Source organism: Neobacillus drentensis (genome assembly GCF_036965245.1).
Lineage (GTDB): Bacteria > Bacillota > Bacilli > Bacillales > Cytobacillaceae > Neobacillus > Neobacillus drentensis_G.
This window is the reverse complement of sequence record NZ_JBALPG010000205.1, coordinates 1-4027: the sequence shown is the minus strand read 5'-3', so window position 1 is coordinate 4027 and position 4027 is coordinate 1. Positions and strand designations below refer to the sequence as shown.

The 4027-nt window shown below is 35.3% G+C and carries 2 protein-coding genes and 1 riboswitch; both genes read right to left on the bottom strand.

Translation table 11 applies throughout. The features are described from left to right. Positions 1 to 2372 (bottom strand): OmpL47-type beta-barrel domain-containing protein (locus tag V7150_RS25260; protein WP_420490334.1); only part of this gene is annotated, 2372 nt, incomplete at its 3' end. Between the two features lie 55 nt (positions 2373 to 2427). Next, a riboswitch (cyclic di-GMP riboswitch) is annotated at positions 2428 to 2518 on the bottom strand. Between the two features lie 113 nt (positions 2519 to 2631). Further along, entirely contained in the window at positions 2632 to 3801 is a 1170-nt protein-coding gene (locus V7150_RS25255; protein ID WP_335523778.1) for a flagellin, read from the bottom strand. Between the last annotated feature and the right edge of the window lie 226 nt (positions 3802 to 4027).

Genomic DNA, 4027 nt, shown 5'->3' with positions numbered 1-4027 from the left:
ACCTTCGTTACGCCTTCATTACTCACTCTAAAGCTTGTTCCTTCCACAAGATCATAACCATTAATAGAATAGAAGGTTTTATCAACGCCACTTCCATTGTCTGATGGAGATAAAAGGACAGCTACGTCTTCTTTATACCAAGAATTGGTTATATTAGAGGTCGTAATTGGTTTGATATTGTCGATATTTACTTCAACAGTCTTAACTTCTTCGATGTTACCCGCTTTATCTATACTATAGAAGGATACTTTCGTTACTCCTTCTTCCTTCACCTTAAAGCCTGTTCCTTCTACAAAATCAGAACCGTTTATAGAATAGAAAGTTTTTGCAACGCCGCTCACATTGTCTGATGAAGATAAATAGAAAAAATCTTCCTTAAACCAAGAATTTGTTGCATTCGAGGTTGTATTTGGAGCAGTCTTATCGATTTTTACTTCTACTGTTTTCGTAACTTCAATGTTTCCTGCATTATCAACGCTGTAAAAAGAAACTTTGTGCTTCCCTTCATCCTGAATTGTAAAGGTAGTACCCTCTTTAAATGTTGAATCATTAATTGAATAGAAGGTTTTAGCCACTCCGCTTTGGTTATCTGTAGCAGTCAGTTGGAGAGTTACATCTTCTTTGTAGTAAGAGTCTTCTAGGTTTGAAATTGTAACAGGTGGAATGGTATCCTTTACAGGAGGTACTTCTATATTTGAACCAATATTCAAAGTGACTTGATTAGAAGCTTGAGATTCTCCAAAACGAGTATTATAGGAAGTGACCTCATATATATGCTTCCCTTCAGTCTGGTTGGAAAGCTTTTGTTGAAGACTTGTTGTTGTTGCTACCATTTTTTTTGTTCCGTTGACAATTTCATAAATATTATACCCAGTAACATTGTCTTGCTTTGTCCAATCTAAAATGATAATGGATTCATTCTCAACGGTTCCAATTAAAACTGGGGCTTTCAATTCAGGAAACTTGAGATCGTATTCTACTGTAGATGCTGTTTTGGATTCACCAAAACGGTCACTATATGCAATTACTTCAAATGTATAGTGTCCTTCCGGCATATTTAGTAAAGTGTGTGCATTTACAAGCTTGGTTGTAATTAATTTACGCTCACCATTAATAATTTGATAAACCTTATAACCAGTTGCATTTTCGGAAGGATCCCATCTTAAGACTAAATCATTTCCATTTTGAACGGTAATATTTAAATTCTTAGGAGCTTCTATAACTGGATGAGTTAAATCAAATTCAAGATTTGCCACCGATGATGATTCCCCAAAACGATCACTATAAGATGCTAATTCATACTTATAATGGCCTTCTGGCATATTAACGAATATTGATTTCAATGCAGGAGTAGTTAATAATAACTTCCTCTCACCATTTACATACTGATATAATTTATACTTATCTGCATATTCTACTTTTGCCCATTTTAGATTAATATCATTTAGATTCGTTAATGTGTAAGATAGGCTGCCAGGAGCTTGCATTTTCGGATAAACCATATCAAAGTCCAGCTGAAAAGGTTCTTTTGATTCACCGAAGCGATCACTATACGCGGTGACTTCGTATACATGCTTGCCTTCTGTAACATTTGAAATAATATGACTGTTTAATCTTGTTGTTGTAAGTAATTTCTTTGTTCCGTCAATTACTTCATAGACTTTATAATAACTAGCATAAGTTACTCTTTGCCAGTTAAAAATCAAATCATTCCCATTCTGGACGGTATACGTTACGAGTGGTGATGTCATGATAGGATAAATGACATCTACTTCAATCCTTAATCCGACGTTCGACTCTCCAAATCGGCTATTATTGGATGTTACTTCATAAACATATTTTCCTTCCGGATGATTTTGGAAGGTATAATTTACAGCTGTTGTGGTTGTAACTAGCTTTCTCGTACCATCGATCACTTGATAAATTTTATAATCCGTCGCATAAGCTGCCTTATTCCAGCTTAATGTCAAATCATTCCCGTTAAGGATGGTCGATGAAATGCTTGTTGGGCTTTGCATCTCAGGGTATGAAACTTCAACTGTTACGCTATTTGAAAGTGGAGTTTCATCAAGATTTCTTACAGCAGAAACAGCAAAAGTACTACTTCCCTCCTGTACACCATAGATAGTGGTCTCTGTGAATTCATAAGTTACCTGTTTAACTAGTTCTTGCTTGCCTGCATCTAGTTTGTAAACACGGTACGCACTAGCTCCAGAAACTTTATCCCAGCTTAATGTAATATTACCAGGATAGGTTTGGCTCGATTTTAAATTCGTCGGTGTAAGCAACTCAAAAGCAAACGCATTTATTAATGGGAATACTAATTGAAAACATAATAGTATAGTAGCAAAAATGGAAAACTTCTTTACCATATGGTTACTCCTTTTTCAAGTGAAAAAGGCAACGAAAGTTCCAATAACATGTTTTTGTGGTATCCGGCTGCCATCCAGGCTTTTCATGTTGATTCAGGCCCTTGGTTTTACGTCCCACAGTTTCCCATGGTTTGCCTTTTTCACAAATTGTTGTTTTATTATTAAATCATTTTACATTGGAACTCTTTTATAAAAAATATTACTATTCTTCTAAAAAGAGAGAGATCTTACGTAATTAAGATCTCTCAATTTCAACATATTAACGAAGAAGTTGTAATACACCTTGAGGCTGTTGGTTCGCTTGAGCAAGCATTGCTTGAGCTGCTTGAGCAAGAATTGAGTTTTTCGTTTGTTCCATCATTTCTTTTGCCATGTCTACATCACGAATACGAGACTCAGCAGCAGTTAAGTTTTCTTGAGATGTTCCTAGGTTGTTAATCGTGTGTTCTAAGCGGTTTTGGAATGCACCTAATTTAGAACGTTGTCCAGAAACATCTTCAATTGCTTTATTAATAGCAGAGATAGAAGCCTCTGCAGACGCTGCTGAATCTACTTTAATATTGTCTACATGAAGTGCTGCAGCTCTCATGTCATTAATTTCAACATTCATTGTTTGTGAAGAGTTTGCTCCAATTTGGAACGTTAATGCGTTATTTTGATATTGTTCTACAGTTTTACGAGAAGTGAAGGTCGCTTCTTTACCAATATCTTTAAGATCAATCGCTCCGAGGGTTAAATTATATTTTCCATCTATTGTATCAATTGTTTCAGTTCCACCTGCAGCAGCAACACCAACAACTGTTCCTTTCTTACCCTCATGTGAAGTCCACTCTAAAGTATACTCATCATTAGTAGGATCGTAACTTGTAATTTTCACATTAAGTGTCTGATCTGCTTCAGTACCCGTAACTCCTTTTGCAGATTGGGTAAAAGCAACTACTGTTTTGAATATTGCATTGTCACCTTGGTTATCGAAATTTACGCTTCCGTAATTTACAGTTACACCATTTTTTGAACCATCGATAAGTTTCTTTGTATTAAATTCAGTTGTATTACCAATGCGGTCGATTTCGCCGGTAAGTTGATCCATTTCTTTTTGCAATTCATTACGATCAGCATCAGTGTTAGAATCATTTGATGATTGAACCGCTAATTCACGCATACGTTGAAGAATTGTATGTGATTCATTTAATGCACCTTCAGCTGTTTGAATTAATGAGATTCCGTCTTGAGCATTCTTGGAACCCATTTCAAGACCGCGAATTTGGCCTCGCATTTTTTCAGAGATTGCTAATCCAGCTGCATCATCACCGGCACGATTAATACGAAGACCTGATGATAATTTTTCCATTGATTTACCTTGACCAGCTGTTGCACCTGTTAACTGGCGGTGAGTGTTAAGTGCTGCAATGTTGTGATTAATACGCATGATTAAATTTCCTCCCTAGAATAAATATCTTTTGTAATTTTAAATATCTATAATAAACCCTAAGGGTCTACTAACAAAAAAGTTTTAATAAATTTTTAGACATTTTGAACATTTTGATAGTTTAATTGGTATTTATCTTTGTACAATTCTACTTTTTAGAATTCTCATACCCTTTATCAAAATATTTTTCGCCTGTTTTACCGAAGAATTTTCTTGGTATTTATTC